23 protein-coding genes are annotated in these 24589 nt (G+C 48.1%); 19 read left to right on the top strand and 4 right to left on the bottom strand.

The genetic code is table 11. From position 1 onward, the window contains the following. Nucleotides 1-28 precede the first annotated feature (28 nt). A complete protein-coding gene (locus AD710_RS09340) occupies nt 29-595 on the bottom strand; it encodes a transcriptional regulator LmrA (protein WP_016936853.1) in 567 nt (188 codons plus the stop codon). 176 nt (nt 596-771) lie between these two features. Between AD710_RS09340 and AD710_RS09345 the strand changes: the two genes are divergently transcribed. The 4 genes from AD710_RS09345 (at nt 772) to AD710_RS09360 (ending at nt 4996) form a co-directional block, all read left to right on the top strand. Continuing rightward, a complete protein-coding gene (locus AD710_RS09345; protein ID WP_049627835.1) occupies nt 772-1887 on the top strand; it encodes a type II asparaginase in 1116 nt (371 codons plus the stop codon). A gap of 195 nt (nt 1888-2082) precedes the next feature. Beyond that, nucleotides 2083-2727 (top strand): lipase EstA, encoded by a 645-nt coding sequence (locus AD710_RS09350; protein ID WP_016936851.1) that lies wholly within the window; start codon nt 2083-2085, stop codon nt 2725-2727. A 136-nt stretch (nt 2728-2863) separates the two neighbouring features. Then, entirely contained in the window at nt 2864-3934 is a 1071-nt protein-coding gene (locus AD710_RS09355; protein ID WP_016936850.1) for a helix-turn-helix domain-containing protein, read from the top strand. A 129-nt stretch (nt 3935-4063) separates the two neighbouring features. Next, entirely contained in the window at nt 4064-4996 is a 933-nt protein-coding gene (locus AD710_RS09360; protein WP_049627836.1) for an aldo/keto reductase, read from the top strand. 43 nt (nt 4997-5039) lie between these two features. Here the strand turns inward: AD710_RS09360 and AD710_RS09365 are convergent, their stop codons facing one another. Continuing rightward, complete coding sequence (locus AD710_RS09365; protein WP_049627837.1) at nt 5040-6035, bottom strand: DUF5105 domain-containing protein; 996 nt, start codon at nt 6033-6035, stop codon at nt 5040-5042. 128 nt (nt 6036-6163) lie between these two features. Here AD710_RS09365 and AD710_RS09370 point away from each other — a divergent pair, with 128 nt between their 5' ends. Together AD710_RS09370 and AD710_RS09375 are read left to right on the top strand one after the other, a co-directional pair. After that, nucleotides 6164-7564 (top strand): YcdB/YcdC domain-containing protein, encoded by a 1401-nt coding sequence (locus AD710_RS09370; protein ID WP_049627838.1) that lies wholly within the window; start codon nt 6164-6166, stop codon nt 7562-7564. Between the two features lie 200 nt (nt 7565-7764). Next, entirely contained in the window at nt 7765-9123 is a 1359-nt protein-coding gene (locus tag AD710_RS09375; protein ID WP_049627839.1) for a YcdB/YcdC domain-containing protein, read from the top strand. Here the strand turns inward: AD710_RS09375 and AD710_RS09380 are convergent. Then, nucleotides 9120-9623 (bottom strand): peptidoglycan L-alanyl-D-glutamate endopeptidase CwlK, encoded by a 504-nt coding sequence (locus AD710_RS09380; protein ID WP_049627840.1) that lies wholly within the window; start codon nt 9621-9623, stop codon nt 9120-9122. The two genes, AD710_RS09375 and AD710_RS09380, sit on opposite strands and share 4 nt — an antisense overlap. A gap of 110 nt (nt 9624-9733) precedes the next feature. Here AD710_RS09380 and AD710_RS09385 point away from each other — a divergent pair, with 110 nt between their 5' ends. From AD710_RS09385 to AD710_RS09410, 6 genes are all read left to right on the top strand, one after another. Beyond that, on the top strand, nt 9734-10855 hold the full coding sequence (locus tag AD710_RS09385; protein WP_016936844.1) for a response regulator aspartate phosphatase: 1122 nt from the start codon (nt 9734-9736) through the stop codon (nt 10853-10855). 113 nt (nt 10856-10968) lie between these two features. After that, a complete protein-coding gene (locus AD710_RS09390; protein ID WP_049627841.1) occupies nt 10969-11748 on the top strand; it encodes a glucose 1-dehydrogenase in 780 nt (259 codons plus the stop codon). An 82-nt stretch (nt 11749-11830) separates the two neighbouring features. Continuing rightward, entirely contained in the window at nt 11831-13513 is a 1683-nt protein-coding gene (locus tag AD710_RS09395) for a glycoside hydrolase family 13 protein (protein WP_049627842.1), read from the top strand. 180 nt (nt 13514-13693) lie between these two features. Then, nucleotides 13694-14647 carry a metal ABC transporter substrate-binding protein gene (locus tag AD710_RS09400; RefSeq protein ID WP_049627843.1) on the top strand — a complete coding sequence of 318 codons (954 nt, stop codon included), beginning with the start codon at nt 13694-13696 and terminating at the stop codon, nt 14645-14647. A gap of 54 nt (nt 14648-14701) precedes the next feature. Beyond that, nucleotides 14702-15397 carry a metal ABC transporter ATP-binding protein gene (locus AD710_RS09405; RefSeq protein ID WP_045926293.1) on the top strand — a complete coding sequence of 232 codons (696 nt, stop codon included), beginning with the start codon at nt 14702-14704 and terminating at the stop codon, nt 15395-15397. Beyond that, a complete protein-coding gene (locus tag AD710_RS09410) occupies nt 15355-16194 on the top strand; it encodes a metal ABC transporter permease (protein WP_016936837.1) in 840 nt (279 codons plus the stop codon). Before AD710_RS09405 ends, AD710_RS09410 begins: the two co-directional genes overlap by 43 nt. Before the next feature lie 43 nt (nt 16195-16237). Here AD710_RS09410 and AD710_RS09415 read toward each other — a convergent pair whose 3' ends face one another. Beyond that, nucleotides 16238-17233 (bottom strand): LLM class flavin-dependent oxidoreductase, encoded by a 996-nt coding sequence (locus tag AD710_RS09415; RefSeq protein WP_049627844.1) that lies wholly within the window; start codon nt 17231-17233, stop codon nt 16238-16240. A 275-nt stretch (nt 17234-17508) separates the two neighbouring features. Here AD710_RS09415 and AD710_RS09420 point away from each other — a divergent pair, with 275 nt between their 5' ends. From AD710_RS09420 to AD710_RS09450, 7 genes are all read left to right on the top strand, one after another. Then, nucleotides 17509-18105, top strand: a complete 597-nt coding sequence (locus AD710_RS09420) for a TerD family protein (protein ID WP_003156649.1) — start codon at nt 17509-17511, stop codon at nt 18103-18105. Nucleotides 18106-18128: 23 nt separating this feature from the next. Further along, on the top strand, nt 18129-18710 hold the full coding sequence (locus AD710_RS09425) for a TerD family protein (RefSeq protein WP_016936834.1): 582 nt from the start codon (nt 18129-18131) through the stop codon (nt 18708-18710). A 32-nt stretch (nt 18711-18742) separates the two neighbouring features. Beyond that, nucleotides 18743-19321, top strand: coding sequence for a TerD family protein (locus AD710_RS09430; protein WP_003156645.1), 579 nt, complete (start codon nt 18743-18745; stop codon nt 19319-19321). 38 nt (nt 19322-19359) lie between these two features. Continuing rightward, nucleotides 19360-20133, top strand: coding sequence for a TerC family protein (locus tag AD710_RS09435; RefSeq protein WP_003156644.1), 774 nt, complete (start codon nt 19360-19362; stop codon nt 20131-20133). Between the two features lie 73 nt (nt 20134-20206). Continuing rightward, entirely contained in the window at nt 20207-21829 is a 1623-nt protein-coding gene (locus AD710_RS09440) for a YceG family protein (protein WP_049627845.1), read from the top strand. A 6-nt stretch (nt 21830-21835) separates the two neighbouring features. After that, a complete protein-coding gene (locus tag AD710_RS09445) occupies nt 21836-22924 on the top strand; it encodes a toxic anion resistance protein (protein ID WP_049627846.1) in 1089 nt (362 codons plus the stop codon). A gap of 114 nt (nt 22925-23038) precedes the next feature. Next, on the top strand, nt 23039-24241 hold the full coding sequence (locus tag AD710_RS09450) for an MFS transporter (RefSeq protein ID WP_049627847.1): 1203 nt from the start codon (nt 23039-23041) through the stop codon (nt 24239-24241). Nucleotides 24242-24589: the final 348 nt, after the last annotated feature.

Here is a 24589-nt window from a genome sequence, read left to right on the forward strand (position 1 = left end):
TTTCTATACGTAACATGTCTCTTGTATTTTATGTCTTCAGCAGGTTGGGGATTTGTTTGGAAATATGGATGATCGGCATTTTGTCTTTTTTTGCTAAAGACAAAATGATGCCGCCTTCTATCATGGCATTTAAAACAGTGCTGATTTCCGCCGCTTTCTCATCGGAAAACCCGGCTGATCTCAATTTGCCGGCGAACAGATTCTCCCATTCCTGATAAGCGCATTGACAGGCCTGCTGGAGCTTTTCGCTCGTTAAAGCCGTCTCAGCAGCCAGTAAACCGACAGGAAATCCTTCAAAATTCTCCGGACATGTGAATTGGCTTGATAAGTCCTGTAAAAACGCTTGAATGCTTTCCGCAGGGTCGGGATAGGCATCAAGGCTTTCTTTTATTTTCATACGGATATAATGGCTCATTTCTTTGACAGCCTCAATGGCGAGCTGCTCTTTGCCGTCCGGAAAATGATAGTAAAGAGAACCTTTCGGCGCGCCGCTTTCTTTAATAATCTGATTCAGTCCCGTGCCGTAATACCCCTGAAGCTGAAACAGCCTGGTTGCCGCAGCGAGGATTTTTTCACGAGAATCTCCATAACTCATAATGTTCCCACCTTACTGATTGATGACAAATTTAAAATATAGTGACTGGTCTATTATCTTGATTTCCCATGACGGTGTCAAGGGTTTTTACAGTTATTTTCTTCGGAAGATTGCCTGACAAGCGCGTTGACCGATGAGAGGGAAATCTTCATAAATAAAGAAAAGGAGAGAAAAGAATGAAAAAACAATTCATGCCATTCATTACATTTATCACGGCTCTATTCTTCATAGCGGCCGGCTGCTCCCAATCTCCTCAGGCGAAAGAAACACCGCACCAGATGGCAGCCGCAGCCTCAGCAAAAAAAGACGGACTGCCGAATATTAAAATTCTTGCCACCGGCGGCACAATTGCAGGCGCTGCTCCTTCAAAGACGTCCGCCACGGAGTACACCGCAGGGGCAATCGGAGTTGATGCCCTGATTCAGGCAGTCCCGGAGATGAAGGAGATCGCGCATGTCAGCGGAGAACAGATTGTGAATATCGGCAGCCAGAATATGAATAACGAGACCCTGCTGAAACTTTCAAAACGGGTAAACAAGCTGCTCAAGTCTGATGATACAGACGGCATTGTCATTACACATGGAACAGACACACTTGAGGAAACCGCCTATTTTCTCAATCTGACGGTCAAAAGTGACAAACCCGTCGTGGTCGCCGGGTCAATGAGGCCGTCCACGGCGATCGGGGCTGACGGGACGTCCAACTTATATAACGCGGTAAAAACCGCGGCTGCGCCTGATGCGAAAGGCAAGGGGACGCTTGTCGTATTAAATGACAGAATCGCTTCGGCGCGATATGTGACAAAAACCAATACAACCGCGACGGACACATTCAAATCGGAAGAAATGGGTTATATCGGTACGATTGCTGATGACATCTATTTTAATAACATCATGACCCGAAAGCATACGAAAGATACAGATTTCCAGATCGATAAACTTGATAAACTGCCGCAGGTCGATATTATATACGGCTATCAAAATGACGGAAGCTATCTCTTTGAAGCAGCCGCAAAATCAGGAGCGCAAGGCATTATTTTTGCAGGCCCGGGAAACGGCTCAATGTCTGATGCGGCGCAAAAAGGCGCCGTAAAGTCGGTCAAAAGCGGGCTGGCGGTCGTCCGCTCCACAAGGACGGGAAACGGGGCGGTAACACCTAATCGAGAGTATGAAAAAGACCATCTGACAGCTTCAAACTCTCTCAACCCTCAAAAAGCGCGGATTCTGCTGATGCTCGCGCTGACAAAAACGCATGACCCTAAGCGGATTCAAACCTATTTCAATGAGTACTAGGAGAAGAGAACCAGGTGTTCTCTCCTTTTTTTGTTTGCCGTATTAAAGTATAAGTGTGCTTTCGGGAAAGGGGCGTCTTCCTCATTTTTCCGCCTCTTTTTCAATTGTTGAAAACAGGAAAAAATACTCTATTTTTTCCTTTTCTTCTCTAATAGAATGAAAATTGCAAAAAATTACATAACAGGAGGAAAGTTCATGAAACAAATCAAAAGCAAAATCCTAGCGATTCTTACAGTCTGCATGCTGTCCGTCATTTCCGTATTTGCCTTCCAGCCGACCGTATCGAAAGCCTCCTCAGAGCATAACCCGGTTGTCATGGTCCACGGAATCGGCGGGGCGTCCTTTAATTTCGCGGGAATCAAAACGTACTTGGCATCCCAAGGCTGGTCAAGAAATGAGATGTACGCCATTGATTTTCTGGACAAAACCGGAAACAACAGACACAATGCACCGAGACTGTCAAATTACGTGAAAAAAGTGCTCAGCGAAACGGGCGCGAAAAAAGTCGATATCGTCGCGCACAGCATGGGCGGCGCCAACACGCTCTATTACATTAAAAATCTTGACGGCGGAGACAAAATCGCAAACGTCGTCACACTCGGCGGAGCGAACGGTCTTGTGACCAACAGAGCGCTTCCGGGAACTGATCCGAACCAAAAGATTTTGTATACATCGATTTACAGCTCAGCGGACTTAATCGTCATGAACCCGCTGTCACGGCTGATCGGCGGGAAAAACGTGCAGATTCACGGTGTCGGGCACATCGGACTTTTAATGAACAGCCAAGTAAACGGGCTGATTAAAGAAGGTCTGAACGGCGGCGGACAAAATACAAATTAACCGTTTCAAAGCCCCGGAGAAAGAGAATCTCCCGGGGCCTTTTTTTCTTCCAAATTCTTTTTTAGCCGTAAACCAAGCCCTCTGAAGTTATTTTTGTTAAAATAATAAAGTTATATCAGAATTCGGAGGGTTTATTGTGGGAAAAGTGAAAAGAAATGCCCCTTGCCCATGCGGCAGCGGGAAGAAATATAAAAAATGCTGCGGAAGTAAAGCAGCTGCCATTCCGGCAGACATCGCGGCAAAAGAAGCGAAACAGATTCAGGAAAGCCTAATGGAGTACGCCTTTACAGCACATAGAGACGGCATATCATCATTTATTAACCAGCACGAGTTCATTGCGGAGCTGGACAGACAGACAAAAGACATCGGAGTCTTCAACCTCGGCATCTGGGGCATTTTCTTCCGACCGCTGGCAGGCGGCAAGACGATTTTTGAAGAATACCTTCAGAAAAAAGCCGGCGGCATCAACCGTCCGAAAACACGAGAAATCGTTGAATCATGGAAAAGCATGACACCAGCGGTTATGGTGCTTGAAGATGTGAAAGAAGGAATGATTCACTTTGAAGATGTGATGACGAAAAAACAATTCAAAGTGGAAATGGACGTCAGCCAGCAGGATCTTCCGCCGGAGGGAAGCCTGATTCTCGGCTATCCGATCCACGAAGCGGAAAAAGCGGAGTTCTTCATGCAATTTACGATCTTCCCTGTGAAGCGGACCGAAGCTTTGATCAGCAAAGTGAAAAAAGCGGCGGCCCCGGCCCTTGCAGAAGGAAAATCGCCTGAGCGCTTTATGGAGGAAAACTTCGACACTGTGCTGGCCGCTCTTTTAGGAACTGCGGAAGAGCCTGAGCAGGCTGCTGAAGAAAAACAGACAGAGTGGGCCAACGACATGGAGAAGGAAACGGCAGACGCCATTGAAAAAGGCCTGAGCGGGGATGAATACCCGGCTGAGCTGGTTCCGGCCGTTATTGATCTGTGGAAAACGTTCTGTGTCAAAAAAGCACCGACGATCAGAAAGCCGGAAGCTTTCGCGGCTGCGGTCGAATATTATGTGAACAGCATTTCTCTTAACGGCGCGTCCGTTTCTCAAGCGAAGCTGGCGAAGAAGTACGGCGTCAGCGCCTCAACGATTTCCAGCCGCTATAAGGAAATCGAGGGTGCTCTCACGGATGAAGCCGAACGCTTCGCCGCAGCTCTGACATCTTAATACACGGCAAAAAAACCTTGAAGGGCAAACGCTTTTCAAGGTTTTTTCTGTAGATAGGCTCTCAGGCAGGATAATTCTTACCGTCTATCTAATACTAAACAGAGGTATAAAAGGAAGGGGACTTGAGCCATGGAGGACACACGTACGCTGGGCAGGACGGATTTACGGGTAAAGCGTATCGGTTTTGGCGCAAATGCGGTCGGAGGACATAATCTGTTTCCCAATCTCAATGATGAAACGGGAAAAGAACTCATCCGCACAGCATTGGATGGCGGCGTCAATTTTATTGATACGGCGTTTATATACGGTTTGGGGCGTTCAGAAGAGTTAATCGGTGAAGTTGTCGCAGAGCGCGGCGTGCGGGACAGCCTCGTCATTGCTTCAAAGGGTGCGCACAAAGAAGTCAACGGGCAGATCGAACTGGACAACAGCCGTGAATTTCTTCGGAGTGAGGCGGAAAAAAGCCTGAAGCGGCTGAAAACAGATGTGATTGATCTGTACTACGTTCACTTCCCTGACGGAAAAACACCGCTGTCCGAGGTGGCGGGTACGTTAAAAGAACTGAAGGACGAAGGGAAAATCAGAGCAATCGGCGCGTCCAATCTCAGCTTCGGACAACTGCAGGAGTTTAACGCGGACGGCTATTTAGAGGTTTTTCAGTCGGAATATTCACTGATTCAGCGTGAGGCGGAGCGCGATCTGCTGCCTTACTGTGAAAAGAACGGCATTTCCTTTATTCCTTATTTCCCGCTTGCTTCCGGCTTGCTGACGGGAAAGTTTACAAAAGACACAGTCTTTGAGGACAGCCGAAAGAACAGGCCGCCGTTTCAGGGAGAAGCTTTTCACCAAAACCTGGAGAGAGTGGATAAGATGCGGGCCGTTGCTGAAGAAAAAGGCGTGCAGACAGCGCATATCGCACTCGCGTGGCTTCTGTCGCAGCCTGCGGTGGATGCGATCATTCCCGGAGCCAAACGCCCCGACCAGCTGAAACACAATCTGGACGCGCTTGATGTGCAGTTGACCGAGGACGAAGTTCAATATATCAGTGACATCTTTAAGTGAAAATAAAAAAAGGAAATAGCCTGCGCTATTTCCTTTCTTGTTGTCAGGACGTTTTCAAAAACGCTTCCGTCAATCCTTCCAGATCGGCATCTGTATCCAGATACCACTGGCCGCGGGAGTTTTTCTTCATTTCAATTTCTTTTGTCACTGAAGAAGAAGCCGGTTTCAGGCGCATAAACTCTTCTGGGTAGACAGAAAGCAGGTGGCTGACAATTTCGTTTTCATCAGCATCGGGGTGCTTTCCGGCATAGTCTTGCACGCGGTCTTGCAGCCGGCCCGCAAGCGGAGACATATCAAGCGGCGTCACATTGGCTTCAAGGACGGCTTTTTTGCCTGACATGGATTTGGTATGCACCTTGAGCTCTGTGTTATCCCGCAGGGCTGATGACATGGCGTCAATAATAGCGGAAATGGCTTTTGAATCGGCCTGTTCCTGTGAAATGCCTGCTGAAGCGATAAAGCTGGCTTTCGCCGATTCCTGATATGCGGCGGCCGTCATTTTTTCATTTACACCGGTCAGGCGGGTGAAATCTTTATTGTGCTTGCCGTACAGCATCACATCAATGTATGCGGATAATGCGTCCGCCGGTTCAGGTTTTGCTTTTGAGGCTGTGCCTTTGACTTTCAGTTTATAAGATAAAGGCTTCGCGTCTTTTGCCTGCGGCTGATAGACCAATTCATATGACTTGCCTTCGTCAGCCGTGAAGTACAGATTGCCCGTCACTGTCTTGCCCGCATGAAGCGTGCCGCTCTGCATCTGGTCTTCCTTATCGGCCGCCGCTGTTTTCGCGTCATCCTGGTAAAGCGAGAAGTCGCTGCTTTTGACGGTAAGCGGGTCTTTGCCCGTATTTTTGACAGTGACCGTTACTTTAAGCGCGGCCGGATGTTCGGTATCGTCTGAAGCGGCCCACGCCGTATCTTTTATATTCACTTTTGCCGTGCCGCTTTCCTGGCCGCTGCTCGTTTCGCTGCTGCATGCGGCAGTAAATGCCGTGAGAAGCAAAATGAAAAACACGGCGCTCATTTTTTTGATGGACATCTGGTTAACCCCCTGTTGTTGTAATGGTTGATTCAATAGTCATGAAGAAAGGCAGGTTAATTATACTAGATTTGTTTAAAAGAGTCTTGGTAATCATTAATCTTTTTGGAAGAAAAGGAAGTGTTATGATGAAAAAAGAAGAATTGAAACAGCTGGCTCTCAGAATCGGAAACGTACCTGCAGGCTACGAGAGTAAGGTGGAAGAATACCAGGAAGATGAGGTTCTGTTTTGGTGGGAAGACAAGAATGATCCGGAAGCCGGCATCATGGTCGAATTGGACGGGGACGGAAAACTGAAATCCTTATCCCGTCCGGCTTTTCGGACTGATCTGCCGCCTCTTTCGGAATCGGACATAGAAGAACGGATGCGGGCGTTTGCAGAAACCCACCGTCCGGGGGCATTGGCTGAGTTCGAATGGGAGAAAAAAAGCTCCGTAAATGATGGTGATGTGAGATATTCCTATGTTCAGATGGCTGACGGTCTGCCGCTTCCGATGACCGGGTTTTACGTTGACCTGGCTGTGACAGGGGAAGTAACCTGCTTTTCTTATCATGGGAGGGCGGATGAGATGTTAAGACCCGGGACAATTGCGGACAAGCGGGATGCATTGGCTCACTTTGTCAAACAAATAGAAGCAGAGCTATTGTTCACCGTACTGCATCAGTCCGTCTATGTGCAGGGGGATGACAAGCCCCATCTCGTCTATGCAATCGTGTCTCCGACGCGGCCGATATCGGCTGACCTGAAGGAAGAGAATAAAGAAATAGAAGAGTATGAAGAGCTGGAGGAGGACACGCGGCCGTATGTCCCGATTTCACGCCCTGCACCTGAAGCGGAAAAGATGAGCATCAATGACATGATCGGGCTGCATGACGGTTTTTATAAAGAGAGGGAAACGGATCTTGGAGACGGCCGCATCGGCATAGCGTGGCGCCCTGAAAAAACAAAATCCGTACGGGAAGATAAAAGCTTTGAAAGTCTGTTAAAAGAGCGGAATGAACATGTATTGAAAACAAGGTATGATAAAGAATCGGGCCGGCTCACCGGGGTAATGTCATTTATACAAAGTGAAGGCGAACCGGAGTTTTCCGAGGAAGAATGCCATCACATGGCCATCCGCTTTTTATTCGCCATGTTTCCGGAAGCGGATCAGTATTTCCGGGTTCAATATGATGAACCGGATGATGAAGGAGAAAACGTGGGACTTACATATAAGGCTTGTTCGGGCGGCGTTGATTTGCGATTCGGAGAAGGGAGAATCTGCGTCAGCAAAAAGACCGGTCTTGTCACTGTATATATGCCGCCGGAAATTGATCCGAAAGAGCTTGATCATATCGATCCCGTTCCTTCATTGACAATGGAAGAGGCGAAGGACGCGATCCGCCGGAATATCAAAGCCGAGCTCGCTTGGGATCGCTGTTACGATGACGACAGCGGCAGAAATGTGTACCGGCTCGTATACAAGCCGGTTTTCCCGCGGTTTATTGAGGCTCATACGGGAGAAGCGATTATGAGTTTAATAGGCTGAAGGTCATAGGCGTTCGTCCCGGTGCTTTCGCGGGAAGCGTGACATTTGTATGAAAAACAGCCGCTTTGAATACGGCTGTTTTCCCTCTTTGCTAAAAATAGACACATAAAAGGCACTTTCTTCCCTTTAAAAGGATAAGGACGTTTTTATATAATAAAAAACAGTTCTTTTTTATACACTCTTCTGAAAGGATGACCCCATTGCTGAAAGAACATCTGAGAAAAAAAGCGCTGGAGATCGGGAACATACCGCCGCACTATGAGCTTGAAATAGAAGATTTTGATGAAAAACAAAAAACGAGAGCCTATTATATATGGAAAGATCGCAACCATCCGGACAAAACGGTAACGATTGAGCTGGGCGGCGACGGATCTTTGCTTGCATATTCGCGCAATGACCGTCCGGATTCAGACATTCAGCTGTCAGATGCCGAATTAAAGCTGACGGCTCTTCGGTTTGCGGCCAGACACCGCCCGCTAACTTTTATGAACTTCACTTTTCAGGCGAGGGAAGAACGCAATGGGTGCATCCGTTTTAACTATACAAAAAAAGTGTTCGGCAGGCCGCTTCCCGCTTCGGGTTTTTTCGTTGATGTAACCGAGAGCGGCTTCGTCGTGCAGTTTATCTATTATGGGGATAAGGGTGAAGCGCCCGTCCCGGAAACATTCGTCGATCAGGAGAAAGTGATCTCGCATTATATGAGCGGGCTGTCCTTCAGTCTCGTCTATGACGTTGTCAATTTTGAGAAAACGCCGCGTCTCGTCTATGAACCGATCCTGCCGGCCTACAGCTATCCTGCCGGAGAAGATGAAATCGTTCCGGATCAGCCGCTTTGCGAAGACAGAAACGAACCGGCAAAAACGCTTCCCGCGCTTAAACATAAAGGGGAAGCCAGCATCTATGAATTGATGGGGTTTACCGCGGATATGATTCAGACGCGCCGCCGCGGCCTCGGTGATGAGATCGGAACGACATGGCGGAAAGGGTCAGTTCCGGAACGGAAAGATTTGAGTATAGAAAGCTATTTTGAAAGCAGCAACAAAAATACAATGAAGATGAAAACAGACAAAAAGACAGGGAAAATGACGGCCTTTAAATCTTTTATTGAGCATGCGGGCCCGGCCGTTTATTCAGCAGAAGAGTGTGAGGAGGTCGCACTTCAGTTTTTATACAAGCTTTATCCGAGAGCGGACGAGTTTTTTAAAATGAACCCGCTGAAGACGGACGGCAGGGGCCGGTTCCGCTTCCATTTTTCCGTATGGTATCGGGATATTCCGCTCCGTTTCGGCGCTGCGAGGATCATTGTCAGTCCCGTAACCGGGCTTGTGGAAGCTTACATGGCGCCTGATATTGATCCGGAGCAGCTGGAGCGGATCAATCCGGTGCCGGCCGTTTCCCTTGAAGAAGCAAAGGCCGCTTTTTTATCTGATTTCCATCTGCAGCTGGAATGGCAGCGCGATTTTACGCCGTCCGGCAGTGAAGGGTATAAGCTTGTGTACAGGCCTGTATATCCTCCGTATATTGATGCGCAAAAGCGAAAAAAGAAAAGGTTTTATTAGCCAGGGATCATTTGTAAATGAGGATAATCTTTAAAGCCTCTCCAATCGCCTCCCCAATCAAAACCGATCGTTTTGGCAATCGATACGACCTCAAGCCAATCGGGCGTGCCGTTTCGGTTTCCGTCGTACGTCATATCCCAAATCAGGCTGCCATCCTTTTTCTGCAGGGCGAAGTCGATGGCAAGGCCGTAATTGTGGTATGATTCTCCGCCTTTTGCGTAGGTGACGATGTTTCCTTTTTTTGAACGTCCTTGACGGTACAATTCGTTTTGTTCCTCAATTGATCTGAAACCCTCTGTGATAACGACGGTGATGCCTTTTTTCAGTGCGGCCGTCTGCAATAACTGCGCATTCTGTTTAACGAGCGGATGAAGATCGCTTGGTATATCTCTTTCCTGTAATGCCGTTTGCGGCCTCAGTTCTTTCTGCACATAGGAAAAACATAGGTCTGCGGAAAAGAAGAGGATGAAAATCAGCGCTATTCTGGCTGGTAATCTCATGGCGGAATACTCTCTTTCTTTAATTGGTTAAAATCTTTGTTTGCTCACTGTTATAAATTTGCTATGATAAAATATAACATAATTAGTAGCCGGAGGAAGGAGGCAAATCTATGAAATCCAAGATTCCATCTGAAGAAGTAGCCGTAAAGATGAATGAATGGTATAAGCTGATCCGCGCGTTTGAAGCCGATAAAGCTGAAGCGCTGAAGCGGGAGATTCAATATGAACTCGAAGATATGGAAGAGAACCAGGACTTATTATTGTATTTTTCATTGATGGAATTTCGGCACCGCATCATGCTGGATAAATTAAAACCCATGAAAGACTGCGACGGCCGGCCTCCGTTCTCTGAAATGCTCACTGAGATTGAGATGAACCAGCAAAAGCTGACCGGTTTACTGGAATACTATTTTTACTATTTCAGAGGAATGTATGAATTTAAGCAGAAAAACTTCATCTCAGCGATTTCTCATTACAAACGGGCTGAGGAAAAGCTTGAATATGTGGAAGATGACATAGAGAAAGCCGAGTTTTTGTATAAAATTTCTGAAGTGTACTATCATATCAAGCAGACTTTCTTTTCGATGAATTACGCGGGACAGGCGCTTGATATTTACAAGAAATATGAATTATACGGAATGAGAAGGGTGCAGTGCAAGTTTATCATTGCCGGAAATTTGATGGACGCCCAGCAGCATAAAAAAGCGCTGGAATACCTTGAATGCGCCTTGGAGCACGCGGAGCGGCTTGATGATCAGTATATGATTGCTGCGGCCTATTATAATATCGGGCACTGTATGTACAGTCTGGGTGACTTTTGCAAGGCGGCGGATGACTTTGAACGTGCGGCTGCCGGCTTTGAAGCGCACAGCTTCCAACAGGTCATTCAGGCTGTTTTTTCACTCACACATATATACTTTAAAATGGAAAAATACAGTGAAGCCGCCGCCAGCTGCGCACGGGGCATGAAAAGCGCGGCGGAGTGGGAAGATGAGATCTATATGACAAAATTCCGTCTGATTAAAGAGCTTTATCAGGGGGAAGGCGGGCAGGACTCGCTCAAAGAGTATTTTGATATTCTGGAATCTAAGGAACTGTTGGCTGACACGGAGGAGCTGCTTCAGGATGCGGCCCATTTCTTCCATAAACGGGGGAACTACAAAGCGGCATCTTATTTTTTCAGCCGGCTTGTCGGCGTGCAAAAAAGGCTGCAGATGAACAACTACGCATAATGAAAATGAACGGTGGAGCTTCGGTCTCATCGTTCTTTTTATGATTCCTTCTGTTTTCAGCCGATCAAAACCGGGTACATGCCCTGTATCAACATCAGGGAGGAAAAGAGACAATGTATCAGGATTTACAGGAAAAAACGGCGATTGTAACAGGTTCTTCGAAAGGAATCGGAAAAGCCATTGCCGAACGCTTCGGCAAGGAGCGGATGAATGTGGTTGTAAACTACCTCGGTGATGCTGCCGGAGCAGATGAAACGGCGGCCCTGATTGAGAAAGCGGGAGGCAGAGCCGTCACCGTAAAAGCCGATGTATCCTCAGAGAAAGAGATTCAGGCGCTGTTTGATGCCGCACAGGAGCATTTCGGCGGAGTGGACGTGATGGTCAACAATTCCGGCTTTAACGGTGCCGAAGCGATGCCCCATGAAATGAGCCTGGAGGATTGGCAAAAGGTCATCGACGTCAACGTGACCGGCACCTTTTTGGGGGCGAAAGCGGCCCTTAAACATATGCTCGATCGCGGGAAAAAAGGAACGGTCTTAAACATATCGAGCGTCCATCAGCAAATATCCCGCCCTGAAAACGTGCAGTACTCAGCATCCAAAGGCGGGATCAAAATGATGACGGAAACGATGGCGCTCAATTACGCAGACAAAGGCATCCGGGTCAATGCCATCGCTCCCGGAACGATCGCCACGGAGTCTAATAAGGATCTGGAAGATGAAACACATAAACAGGCCCAGCTGAAAAAAATTCCGATGAACGCCTTCGGAAAACCGGAAGAAGTCGCAGCCGCCGCCGCTTGGATGGTGTCTGAGGAAGCAAGTTACGTGACCGGAACGACACTTTTCGTCGACGGAGGCATGACGCTTTATCCGTCTCAGCTGGAAAGATAAAAGAGGAGGGGAAACCTTCTCTTTTTTGTTTAGGTAAGGATCATAAAGGAAATGGTTCTCTAAAAAACAGGAGGACTCCAAGATGCCGAATGACTGGTGGAAAGACGCCGTTGTCTACCAAATCTACCCGCGGAGCTTTCAAGACACGAACGGTGACGGCATAGGCGACTTGCGGGGAATTATCGCGCGTCTCGATTATATAAAAGAGCTTGGCGCCGATGTGATATGGATCTGCCCGATTTACCCGTCGCCAAACGTTGACAACGGCTACGATGTGACAGATCACCAAGCGATTATGGAATCATACGGAACGATGGAGGATTTTCACGATCTATTGAGGGAATGCCGCAGCCGAGGATTAAAGCTTGTGATGGACTTCGTCTTAAATCATACATCCACAGAGCATCCTTGGTTCAAAGAGGCGGAAATGAATCCCGACAGCAAATACCGCGATTATTATATTTGGCGGCCGGGCACCGCGGACGGCCCGCCGACCGATTGGGTGTCGGCTTACGGACAATCCGTCTGGCAGTACGAAGAACATACGGGCGAATATTATCTGCATATGAACGCCGTCAAACAAGCCGATCTGAATTGGGAAAATCCCGAAATGCGGCAATCCGTGTACGAGATGATGAGATTCTGGCTCGATAAAGGCGTGGACGGCTTGCGTATAGACCAGCTCCATTTTCTGTCCAAAAAAGAATACTTGCCGCCGTATGAAGATTATATCGCTCGCCGGGCCGATCCGAAGCCTTTCCGGCCAAACGGAGCACGGATACATGATTATTTAAAAGAAATGACGAAAGAGGTATTTTCCAAATATGACGTGATGTCGGTCGGCGAGGCCGGATCAGTGACGCCTGAGGAGGGGCTCGTTTATACGGGAACCGATGAGCATGAGCTGAATATGATTTTTCATTTTCAGCATATGGAGCTTGATCAGAAGCCGGGCCAAGAGCATTGGGATGTAAAGCCGCTTGAGCTGACCGATTTGAAGAAAGTGCTCACAGACTGGCAGAAAACACTTGAACATCAGGGCTGGAATACGCTGTATTGGTGCAATCATGACCAGCCCCGGATCGTATCCCGCTTCGGAGACGAAGGCAAATACCGAAAGGCATCAGCCAAAATGCTTGCCGCCCTTCTTTATTTCATGAAAGGCACGCCATACATTTATCAGGGAGAAGAACTCGGCATGACAAACGCCCCGTTTGACAGAATTGAGGATTATCAGGATATTCAGACCGTCAATATGTATCACAAAAGGGTATTTGAAATGGGCTGTGACAGAGAAGAAGTCATGGCGTCCATTATGGCGAAAAGCCGTGACCATGCCCGTACACCGATGCAGTGGGACGGCAGCAAGAATGCCGGGTTTACAAAGGGAGAACCGTGGCTGAAGGTCAATCCCAATTACAAAACCGTCAATGCAGCCGAGGCTCAGGATGATCCCGATTCTGTATTGAACTTTTACAAAAAACTGATCCGCCTGCGAAAACAGTATGCTGATGTCATAAAAGGCAGCTACACGCTGCTGCTTCCTGATGACCCGCAGCTGTTTGTGTATGAAAGACAGGCAAACGGACAAAAACTCATCTCCATCAGCAACGTATCGAAAGAAGAAGCCGTTTTTTATTGGCCGGATGGCTCCAAACCTGAAAGCGCCGAGCTTCTTCTCAGCAACTATGAAAATGGCGGCGGCGCGGAATCCCGCATCACATTCCGCCCTTATGAAACAAGAGTCTATCTGCTGGCCTGCTAAGAGTTAGACCCCCCTGTCCTTACCTGACGGGGGCTTTATAGGTAAATCGGATATCAATTTAGAAAAAATATCTTGCAAAACGTAATTACTTCGTTTTATTATGGTAAAGGTAACAAATGAGCGAGAAAGTACGATTCGGAAATCGTCATCATTCTGATTTGCAGAACAGGGGGAAACGGCTTGTTTAAAAAATGGAGCGGAATCATCGTCATTGCGGCATGTTTTTTAATTGCGGCGGGCTGCGGCAATTCATCTTCAAAAGGTTCGTCAGGTTCTTCGAAAAACGGCAAACTGCACGTCGTGACGACCTTTTATCCTATGTACGAATTCACAAAACAAATTGTAAAAGACAAAGGCGATGTAGACATTCTCATCCCGTCTTCGGTCGAACCCCATGATTGGGAGCCGACGCCGAAGGATATCGCCGGCATTCAAAACGCCGATCTTTTCGTATACAACAGCGAATATATGGAGACATGGGTTCCGTCAGCGGAAAAAAGCATGAGTTCTGATCATGCGAAGTTTGTAAAGGCGTCAAAAGGAATTGACCTGCTCAAAGGCTCGGATGAAGAGGAAGAAGAGCATGAACACGGCGGTCATGACCGCAGCATGGACCCTCACGTCTGGCTGAGCCCGGTTCTTGCGCAAAAAGAGGTCAAAACCATTACGGAGCAGATCGTAAAACAGGACCCGAAGAATAAGGCATACTATGAGAAAAATAGTAAAGAATATATTGCAAAACTGAAGGATCTTGATAAACTATACCGTACAACATTAAATAAAGCGGCGAAAAAAGAATTGATCACACAGCATGCGGCGTTCAGCTATCTCGCTAAAGAGTACGGCTTGAAACAGGTCGCGATTGCAGGCCTTTCTCCTGAAGAAGAGCCGAGTGCGGCCAAACTGGCAGATCTCAAAACGTTTGCCAAACAGCATGATGTGAAGATCATCTACTTTGAAGAAGTCGCATCGCCTAAAGTTGCAGATACACTTGCCGGTGAAATCGGCGCGAAAACGGAAGTGCTCAATACACTGGAAGGTTTAAGCCAAAAAGAACGGGATAAAGGCATCGGATATATCGACATTATGGAGAAAAACCTCGATGCACTGAAAGATTCACTATTGGTTAAATAACATAGTGTGCGCCGCAGGGTGCACACTATTTCTATGCGGGAAAGGAAGGTCAGCATGAATCTCGTTACATTAAAAGATATCGTTTTTGGTTATTCGCATACACCGGTGCTTGACGGCGTGTCGCTGGAAATCAAAAGCGGCGAATTCGTCGGCATTACAGGGCCGAACGGCGCGTCAAAATCGACGCTCATGAAAGTCATGCTCGGCATGCTCAGACCTTGGGAAGGAACGGCCGAGATCAGTAAAAAAAACGCAGCCGGAAACCGCCTGACAATCGGCTATGTTCCGCAGCAGATTTCTTCATTTAACGCGGGGTTCCCGAGCACGGTTCTTGAGCTTGTGCAATCCGGCCGTTATACGAAGGGAAAATGGTTTAAACGATTGAACGAAACGGATCATCACGAAGTAGAAAACGCGCTGAAGATGGTGGAGATGTGGGATTTCCGCAATCGGAAAATCGGCGACTTATCCGGCGGACAGAAGCAGAAAATCTGCATTGCGAGAATGCTTGCGAGCAATCCGGATCTGCTGATGCTTGATGAGCCGACAACAGCGGTTGACTATGAAAGCAGACAGGGCTTCTACGAATTTATGCACCATCAGGTGAAAAATCACAACCGCACCGTCGTCATGGTGACACACGAACAAAACGAAGTACAGCAGTATTTGGATAAAGTCATACGGCTTGAGAGGGGGGAAAAAGGCGGATGGAAATGTTTGACTTGGAATTCATGCGACGAGCTTTTCTAGCGGGAAGCATGATCGGAATTATGGCGCCGATATTAGGCGTATATCTCGTGCTGAGAAGACAGGCGCTGATGGCGGATACGCTGTCTCATATTTCATTGTCGGGCGTCGCCATCGGTTTTTTTCTCAGTACCAATATTACGGCGGCGAGCATCGTTGTCGTCACGATCGGGGCCATCGGCATCGAATATATGCGGCGGGCATACCGTACATATTCTGAGGTATCCATCGCAATCTTAATGGCGGCCGGGCTGTCGTTTGCGATGTTTCTGATCAGCCTGTCAAAAGGCGGCGCGTCGATGAGCATCGATCAATATTTATTTGGATCGCTTGTGACGGTCAGCCAGCAGCAAGTCTATATTATCGGCGGAATTACCCTGCTGATCCTGCTTTATTTCATTATTTTAAACAGACCGCTCTATCTGCTTACCTTTGATGAAGCGACGGCGAAGACATCCGGCATTAATACCAATCTTCTGTCAATGTCTTTCAGCATCGTGACGGGGCTTGCGATTTCGGTCATTATTCCGATTATCGGCGTGCTGCTTGTTTCCGCGCTCCTCGTATTGCCCGCGGCTTTTGCGATCCGTATCGCCAAAGGATTTAAATGGGTGTTTACGGCCGCCATTGCCATATCTCTGTTCAGTGTGTTCACGGGGCTGACGTCTTCATACCAGCTCGGAACGCCTCCGGGGCCTTCAATCACTTTACTGTTAATCATTCTGCTTCTGCTTGGCTTTACGCTGCAGGGGATTTGGAATGCGTTTAAAAAAGGAAAAGAACGAAAAAACCGCCGTTAAGCGGGGCAGCAGGTTCATCTGCTGCTCCGTTTGACGGCTTTTTTTACAGAAATAAATCAGCGAGACGTTCATATGACTCTTTTTTTGCTTCGAAATCAAAGACGTTGCACAGCACCATCATCTCTTTTGTCTGATAACGTTCGGAAAGTTCAAGCAGACGGCGTTTGACTGCGGCAGGAGAGCCGATCACCATCCGCTTCCTGTTTTCTTCAATCTGCTTACGGTCCTCCGGCGAATACGGGTAAGCCTTTGCTTCTTCCACACTCGGCACGCGGCTGTCGGCACCTTTCCCGACACGAAGCAGCCATAAATCCTGGCTTAACGCGAGTTCTTCCGCTTTCTCATCCGTAGCCGCGCATATGACGAAAATGGCACAGAGCGAGGCGGGAGCGGAGAAATGGGCGGAGGCCCGGAAATGGTCCCGATAGATCTGAAAAGCTTTTTCCCCGCGTTCCGGATTAATGAAATGGCCGAAGACATAACCCGCACCCTGAAGAGCGGCGCGCCTGGCGCTGTTTTCCCCGAGGCCGAGCACCCAAAGCTGCGGGGCTGTTTCAATCAAAGGCGCTGTTTTTATTCCGGCATAAGCATGGTCCGAGGGAACGGAATCTGTCAAAAAGGATGACAAATTCTGAAGCTGCCTGTTGAACTCGGTCATGCTTTTCTTTACCCCGTCTGTGAGGGCGAGCCGGATTTTCGTCGTGCCGCCCGGTGAGCGTCCGACCCCAAGATCAATCCGGTTCGGATGGAGCGCCTCAAGCTGGCGGAATGTTTCCGCGACTTTATAGGGGCTGTACTGCGGCAGCAGAACGCCGCCTGAGCCGACCCGGATAGTCGTTGTGGCTGCGGCGGTATGAGCGATCATAATTTCCGGCGAAACGCTTGCGAGCCCTCTTGTGCCGTGATGCTCGGCAAACCAGTACCGCTTATAGCCCCATCCTTCGCTGAGGCGGGCGAGCTCTGCGGAATGGCGGAGCGTCTCGTGCGGCCCTTTTCCTTTGGATACTGGCGCCTGATCAAGTATGCTTAAATCAATCACTCGTCTGCCCCTTTCCTGACATGTTTTGATACAAGGATAGGAAAAATGTTCAGTCCCCGTCAATTTCTTTGTTTTTTCTATTCTCTCCGGAACGAAGGAGAATATAGGAAGTGATTTTTCGCCGATTTTCGTCAAAAATTCTTATGTTTTATGAAACTTTGATATAATAAAAGACGTATATCTTAATAAATACCGGGATTCATGTCCCGACATTTTGTGAAAATGCGCACTTGCGGCGTGCTTAGCGGCACCCTTACAGAATAGGAGTGAATCATATGGCGATCTCTTTACAAAAAGGCCAGCGGATTGATTTAACAAAAGGAAAAGCCGGCCTGTCAAAACTGCTGGTCGGACTCGGCTGGGACCCTGTATCATCCGGAGGCTTTTTCGGAAAACTGTTCGGCGGAGGCGGTGCCAATATCGACTGTGACGCTTCCGTACTGATGCTTGAAAATGATAAAATGACAGACAGTAAAAACGTCATCTATTTCGGCAATCTGAAAAGCCGATGCGGCGGTGTCGTACACACGGGTGACAACCTGACGGGAGAAGGCGACGGCGATGATGAACAAATTCTCATCGATTTGGCGAAAGTGCCCGCTCAGATTAATAAACTTGTGTTTGTCGTCAATATTTACGACTGCGTCAGACGAAAACAGGACTTCGGCATGATTCAAAACGCGTTCATCCGCGTCGTTGATCAGGCTAACCGCGAAGAACTGGTGACTTACAATTTAAGAGATAACTATTCAGGCAGAACGAGCCTGATCGCGGCTGAAATCTACCGCGAGGACGGCGAGTGGAAATTCGCTGCGGTAGGTGAAGGCACAAACGATACGAAAATCGGCGATATCGTTAACCGATACGCCTAAACGAAAAAAAGGAGAGTGCACACATGGCAATTTCATTGGCAAAAGGACAAAAAGTAGATTTGACTAAAACAAATCCGGGGCTTACTAAAGTCGTTGTCGGCCTTGGCTGGGATACAAACAAATACGACGGCGGACATGATTTTGATTTAGATTCCAGCGTCTTTCTATTAAATGAAGCAGGAAGATGCGCGTCGCCCGATGATTTCATTTTCTACAATCAGCTTGAAGGCGGAAACGGCTCTGTCGCACATTCAGGCGACAACCTGACAGGCCAGGGCGAGGGCGATGATGAAAGCGTAAGAGTCAACCTGAGCGCAGTGCCTGCCGCTATTGATAAAATTTCATTTGTCATCACGATTCATGAAGCGGAAGCGCGCGGCCAAAACTTCGGACAAGTTTCCAACGCGTTTGTACGCATTGTCAATGAAGAAACAAATGAAGAGCTGATCCGCTACGATCTGGCTGAAGATTTCTCAATTGAAACAGCCATTATCGCAGGGGAGCTTTACAGACATAACGGCGAATGGAAATTTTCCGCGATCGGATCAGGCTATCAAGGCGGACTGGCCCGTATTGCGACAGATTACGGTCTGCAAATCGGCTGAACCATATCAAACACAGAAGGGAGAGACGGCACATGGCTATTCAATTGGCGAAAGGACAGCGTGTTGATCTGACAAAAACGAACCCCGGCCTTACAAAAGCGGTGATCGGCTTAGGCTGGGATACGAACAAGTACTCCGGAGGGCATGACTTTGACCTTGACGCGTCGGCTTTTCTGGTCGATGCCCATGACAACTGTGTAAATGATCTTGATTTTGTTTTCTACAATAACCTGGAACACCCGAGCGGCGGCGTCATCCATACGGGAGACAACCGGACGGGCGAGGGCGAGGGAGACGATGAACAAATTATCGTCGACTTCTCAAAAATACCCGCAAATATTGAAAAGATCGGTATTACCGTCACGATTCATGATGCGGAAGCGCGCGGCCAAAATTTCGGACAAGTTTCCAACGCGTTCGTGCGCGTCGTCGATGAAAACAGCCAAAATGAACTGCTTCGTTTCGATTTAGGGGAAGACTTCTCGATTGAAACGGCGGTTGTCGTTTGTGAGCTTTACCGCCATGGGGCTGAGTGGAAATTTAACGCCATCGGCAGCGGGTTTTCCGGCGGTCTGGCATCACTTTGCCGGAATTACGGCTTGCAGGTGTAAGCAGGAAATTACCGTTTTACTAAATAGGAGGAAAAAACTTGGATTTTCTACATCATATTATGTCGACCTACGCTTCCTTTTTTGATTGGAAAATGTGGGGTGAGGTGCTGACTGACCCTGTATCATGGGGGCTGATCGGTTCTCTGGTTCTGCTGGAAGGGCTGCTGTCGGCCGACAATGCGTTAGTGCTTGCGGTTATGGTAAGGCATCTGCCGGAAAAACAGCGGAAGAAAGCATTAACATACGGATTGTTCGGAGCATATATTTTCCGTTTTATCTTTATCGGAATCGGAATGCTGCTCATTAAGTTCTGGTGGATCAAAGTGCTTGGCGCGCTGTACCTGGCTTGGCTCGTCATTAAGCATTTCTGGATCGGAGAAGGTGATGACGATACGGAAGGCATGAAGAAAAATTCATGGATGGTCCGTACGTTCGGGATTTTCTGGGCCACTGTCGTTTCAGTGGAACTGATGGACCTTGCTTTCTCTGTGGACAGCATTTTGGCCGCGTTTGCGGTATCGGAAAAAGTGTGGGTGCTTTTGATCGGCGGTATGCTCGGTATTCTCATGATGCGTACAGTCGCAAAAGTATTCCTTGTTTTAATTGATAAAATCCCTGAGCTTGAAAACACAGCTTTCGTGCTGATCGGGATTATCGCCGTGAAAATGGCGGCGAGCGCTTTTGATTATGAAATGCCGCACGTGGTGTTCTTCGGAATCATCATCGCTGCGTTTGTGGTGACGTTTATCATCCACTATTTCAACAAACAAAAGCAGGTTCAGGAGCAGACGGCTGCATCTAAAGAAGAATAAAACCAAAAAAGGAGGGAGAGTTGATTTCCTTCCTTTTTTGTACCGATTATCATGAAGAGAAAGGAGGAAGATCATGAGGCAGGAAGAATTGGTGATCCGAAAAGCCGAGCCGGAAAACGATGACTGGGAAACGTTTCTGATGCAGCCGCTTCCGGAACGCCCCGGTTACGAGCGGGAAAACGGGCTGGCGTTTACCCGTCTAGCCGTCCGGATTCTAGGCACTCCTTATGATGAGACGGAGTACTACAATAAGCTTTTCGAGCTGTCTTCTCATGAAAACATTCATGTGTTGAGCGAGACACTGGATAAGACCATCGCGCCGGAAACGTTTCAGGCGCTGCAGCACATTCATTCGGTCAATCAAAAGGAAAAAGGCCTTTCTGTTTCCAGATTTGTCGCGTTTCTCGACGGGGGCAGGCTGCTTGCCAAACATGCTGATCCGCTTATGCACCGCCGGCTGAGAACCGCATTTATGACGCTTTTGGAAACCTTTGCGGACCGGCATGAAAACGGGCTGAAGCATCCCGATTTCAGGCGGGTGCTTTTAGATGTGTCAAAGTTTTCGCTGAACCACCTGAATCCATGGCTCGAACAAGCCGATATAGAGCGTGAGATGCCGAAGGTGGTGTGGTATGGAGACGCGACCAAAAGCCAGCTCTATTTTCTCTATTATCTTATGCTGATCGGCTGTGATGTCCTATTGTTTCATCCGTCAGCGGAAGATCCGTTCAGCATGATTGATCCGGATGAGGAGCTCAGTCTTGTGATAAAGCTCCCCGCAACAGGCGGCCTTGAGCCTTTTCCGAAAGAAAAGCCGGACAGAACGTCCACGACGGCCTACCGGTCAACGAAAGAAATTGAGCATGTGCTGAACCATGAGGAATCCATGATGTATAAGCCTTGGCAGTTCAGGGAGCACACCCCGCAGTCCGTAACCTTAAAAACGACGTATGATGAGTTATTTCTCATTGCGAAGGAGCGGGCGTTTATCCGGCCGCAATTTAAAGCGGACAGGGAGCGGGTGGCCGTTCCGAACCTTTTTGCGAAGGTGATGGGGGTTTCCAAAGATACGAAGGAATATTGGAACAGACTCCATACCGCCGCGGACTATCAGGAGACACATATGATCCGCAGTTTTCCGTTTACGGAAGAGCTGAAAGCCAACTACCAGTATCACTACAGTCAGGTTTTGAACGAAGAAGGAGCGATTGACGCGGACAGGCTGAAAAGGAGCAACATCTGGCAGTACAAGCATCTGCCTTCAGGTGTGCAGAGCGCGATCGCCAATGTGATTTCTGACATGTGCAGAAACCCCGGACTGAAGGCTTTGCCCGGGGAGCAGGCAAGGGATGCCGCTATCTATTTGTTCCGCCAGGCGACGAACCTGCCCGCCTCGCTGCTGCAATTGATTCAGACATTTGATTACGCCCAAACCGTTCCGAAACTCGTTTTATATCATACCGAACAAAATGGCGAACTCACACGTTCGGACGCAGCCGCTCTTTTGTTTTTAAATAAATTCGGCGTTGATATCATCTTGTATAATCCGCCGGGGCATCAAGACATTGAGCATTATATAGAAGAAAGCCAATTCGATGTCCATTGGCTGGAGGACATGGTGTTTCGGCAGGAATATAAAGAGCCGTCACTCGTAAGAAAGCTGTTTAGAACCATTACGCAAAAGCAGGGAGAGTAAATAAACATGACAGAAAATCAAAATCCGCTTGTTCTTGATAAAAATGAAGAGATTTCTGAACAAAAAGCAGATGACATCAGAGTGCAGCTGCGCCAAGACCCTGAGGTGCAGCGCATTGCGCAGCAGATTGACGTGAAAAACCAAATGGAGCTGCTGGAGTACGGAAAAGAACCGGCAGTTGAGATCTCGAAGTTTTCCGACCGCATCTTAAATATGATGAAAACAACAAGTGTCACAGATTCAGGCACAATGCTGACGCAGCTCGGAAAAATCATGGACCGTTTCGACAAAAATGATTTCGATGAACCAAAAGGATTCCTCGCTAAAATGTTCAAACGCGGCAACAGCATGATTGAAAAGATTTTTCAGAAGTACCGCACCCTGGGCGGAGAAATTGAAAAAATCCATGTTGAAATTTCGAAATACAAAGATGAAATGGCAAAGACGAACCATACACTTGAAGAGATGTACGAAAACAACATTAACTACTACATGGAGCTTGAAAAATATGTCGTTGCCGGGCAGATGAAGCTTGAGGAAATGCAGGCGCTCATTCCTTCTTATGAAGAAAAAGCGGGCGGCGGGAACCAGCTTGCGCAAATGCAGCTCGATACGCTGCGCGACGGGCTTCAAGCGCTTGAGGAACGTGTGTATGATTTAGATATGGCGCGGATGGTGGCGCTGCAAACGGCACCGCAGATCCGCCTCCTTCAGCGCGGGAACACGAAGCTCATCGGGAAAATCAATTCCGCATTCGTCATTACGATTCCGATTTTCAAAAACGGCATCATTCAGGCTGTCACCGTCAAACGCCAAAAGCTTGTGGCTGATTCAATGAGCGAACTGGACCGACGCACGAATGAAATGCTGAAGCGCAACGCTGAAAATATTTCAAACCAAAGCGTGGAGATCGCCCGTATGGCAGGCCGTCCGAGCATTGACATTGAGACGATCGAAACGTCTTGGAATACGATTGTCAGCGGTATGCAGGAAACAAAACAGATCGAGGAAGAGAACAGACGTATCAGAGAAGACGGAGCGAAACGGATTCAACAGCTCCAGGATAATATTAAAAACGCAGTCTTAAAGAATTAATCTGCACCCCGCTTGCTTACGGCAAGCGGGATTTTTTTGTGAAAAAGATAATGACAATGTGTAAAGACAGATGTAAACTTATACGGTAATCATTTTCGATTTGAGGTGCTGCTTATGAACAAACAACCTGCTGTTACTCCGCGCAAACTTCTGGCCATCGCCGGAATGGGCTGGCTGTTTGATGCAATGGATGTCGGAATTTTATCGTTTATTATCGCCGCGCTTCACGCTGATTGGAATTTAACGCCTGATCAAATGAAATGGATCGGAAGCGTCAATTCAATCGGTATGGCAGCGGGCGCCTTTGTATTCGGAATGCTGGCTGACAGGATCGGCCGGAAAAAAGTGTTTATGATCACGCTGTTGCTCTTTTCTGTCGGAAGCGGCATATCCGCTTTCGCAACGGGATTGACGGTTTTTCTCATATTGCGTTTTCTGATCGGAATGGGGCTTGGCGGGGAGCTGCCTGTCGCCTCGACGCTCGTGTCAGAAGCGTCCGCCCCTGAAAAGCGGGGGAGGATCATCGTGCTGCTTGAGAGCTTTTGGGCGGCGGGCTGGCTTCTTGCGGCGGTTATTTCTTACTTTGTCATACCGGCATTCGGGTGGCAGGCCGCGCTGCTCTTAACGGCGCTGGCGGCGTTTTATGCGCTGTATTTGCGGAGAAGCCTTCCGGAATCACCCGCGCATCAGGCTTTATCGCAGAAAAAAAGTATACGCGGCCAGGCGGGAAGTGTCTGGGTGAAACCGTATATCCGGCCGACGGTGCTCCTGTCTGTCGTTTGGTTCTGCGTCGTCTTTTCCTATTACGGCATGTTTTTGTGGCTGCCGAGCGTGATGCTGATGAAAGGCTTCAGCATGATTGAGAGCTTTGAATACGTGCTGCTGATGACACTTGCTCAGCTTCCGGGCTATTTTTCCGCTGCATGGCTGATCGAAAAAGCGGGGCGGAAGACCATCTTAGTCATCTATTTGCTCGGAACGGCGGGCAGCGCTTATTTCTTCGGTGCCGCAGATTCATTGGGTATGTTATTGGCGGCCGGCATGCTGCTGTCCTTCTTCAATCTCGGCGCGTGGGGCGTGCTTTACGCCTATACACCGGAGCAGTATCCTGCGGCGATCCGTGCGACCGGCTCCGGGACAACGGCGGCCGTCGGCAGAATCGGCGGTATTTTCGGCCCGCTTCTCGTCGGATCGCTTGCAGCCCGGAACGTTTCGTTCACAGCTATTTTTGCCGTCTTTTGTGCGGCCATTCTGATTGCCGTCATCACCATTCTTATTCGCGGTAAAGAAACGAAACAGACAGAGCTTGCGCAATGAGCACCCTTTTGGGGTGCTTTTTTTTGGAGACCTATATTTTTCCTTGATATTCCTTATTTTTAGGAGGAGGAAACTCCTTTAACTAGGACAATGTCGCAAAGAATTTCTTGTAATTGTAAAAAAAGGATAGGAAATCAGTTTGCAGCAGATTCGATGGAAACGTTCTCAAGCCTGATAAAAGCCCGGTTTCCTTTGTAATTTATCCTCATTAAGGAGGATTAGAGAGTATTTAGAAGCATACCAGAGGAAAATCAGACACATGGATGTTTTTAAAGTAATGATACAAAATAACAGGGATTATGATGTTTGTTTGACTTATTACAAACGTGTTACGGTATTAAGGATTGC

It is taken from the genome of Bacillus sp. JFL15, from assembly GCF_001184225.1.
GTDB classification, from domain to species: domain Bacteria; phylum Bacillota; class Bacilli; order Bacillales; family Bacillaceae; genus Bacillus; species Bacillus siamensis.